This is a genomic window from Massilia yuzhufengensis (assembly GCF_900112225.1).
In the GTDB taxonomy this organism is placed as follows: Bacteria; Pseudomonadota; Gammaproteobacteria; order Burkholderiales; family Burkholderiaceae_D; genus Telluria; species Telluria yuzhufengensis.
This window is the reverse complement of the sequence record NZ_FOLD01000063.1, coordinates 1-1,374: the sequence shown is the minus strand read 5'-3', so window position 1 is coordinate 1,374 and position 1,374 is coordinate 1. Positions and strand designations below refer to the sequence as shown.

General features: G+C 51.5%; 1 rRNA gene. It reads right to left on the bottom strand.

Features of this window, described 5'->3' with window-relative positions:
• Positions 1-21 precede the first annotated feature (21 nt).
• A 23S ribosomal RNA gene (locus tag BM031_RS24855) occupies positions 22-1,374 on the bottom strand; the annotation flags it as partial.

Here is a 1,374-nt window from a genome sequence, read left to right as displayed (position 1 = left end):
TCTATATCCTACCAAGGTTATAGGGACAAGCCGTACGGGCAATTAGTACTGGTTAGCTTAATGCATTACTGCACTTCCACACCCAGCCTATCAACGTCCTGGTCTCGAACGACCCTTCAAGGAGCTCAAGGCTCCGGGAAATCTCATCTCAAGGCAAGTTTCCCGCTTAGATGCTTTCAGCGGTTATCTCTTCCGAACTTAGCTACCCGGCAATGCCACTGGCGTGACAACCGGTACACCAGAGGTTCGTCCACTCCGGTCCTCTCGTACTAGGAGCAGCCCCCTTCAAATTTCCAACGCCCACGGCAGATAGGGACCAAACTGTCTCACGACGTTTTAAACCCAGCTCACGTACCACTTTAAATGGCGAACAGCCATACCCTTGGGACCGGCTACAGCCCCAGGATGTGATGAGCCGACATCGAGGTGCCAAACTCCCCCGTCGATATGAACTCTTGGGAGGAATCAGCCTGTTATCCCCAGAGTACCTTTTATCCGTTGAGCGATGGCCCTTCCATACAGAACCACCGGATCACTATGTCCTACTTTCGTACCTGCTCGACTTGTCGGTCTCGCAGTTAAGCACGCTTATGCCATTGCACTATTAGCACGATGTCCGACCGTACCTAGCGTACCTTCGAACTCCTCCGTTACACTTTAGGAGGAGACCGCCCCAGTCAAACTGCCTACCATGCACTGTCCCCGATCCGGATAACGGACCAAGGTTAGAACCTCAAACAAACCAGGGTGGTATTTCAAGGATGGCTCCACGAGAACTGGCGTCCCCGCTTCAAAGCCTCCCACCTATCCTACACAGATTGGTTCAAAGTCCAATGCAAAGCTACAGTAAAGGTTCATGGGGTCTTTCCGTCTAGCCGCGGGTAGATTGCATCATCACAAACATTTCAACTTCGCTGAGTCTCGGGAGGAGACAGTGTGGCCATCGTTACGCCATTCGTGCAGGTCGGAACTTACCCGACAAGGAATTTCGCTACCTTAGGACCGTTATAGTTACGGCCGCCGTTTACTGGGACTTCAATCAAGAGCTTGCACCCCATCATTTAATCTTCCAGCACCGGGCAGGCGTCACACCCTATACGTCCACTTTCGTGTTTGCAGAGTGCTGTGTTTTTATTAAACAGTCGCAGCCACCAGTTTATTGCAACCCGTTCATCCTTCCACAGTAAAGTGGTCAAACTACAAGGGCGTACCTTTTCCCGAAGTTACGGTACCAATTTGCCGAGTTCCTTCTCCCGAGTTCTCTCAAGCGCCTTAGAATACTCATCTCGCCCACCTGTGTCGGTTTGCGGTACGGTCTCGTATGACTGAAGCTTAGAGGCTTTTCTTGGAACCACTTCCGATTGCTTCGCAGCA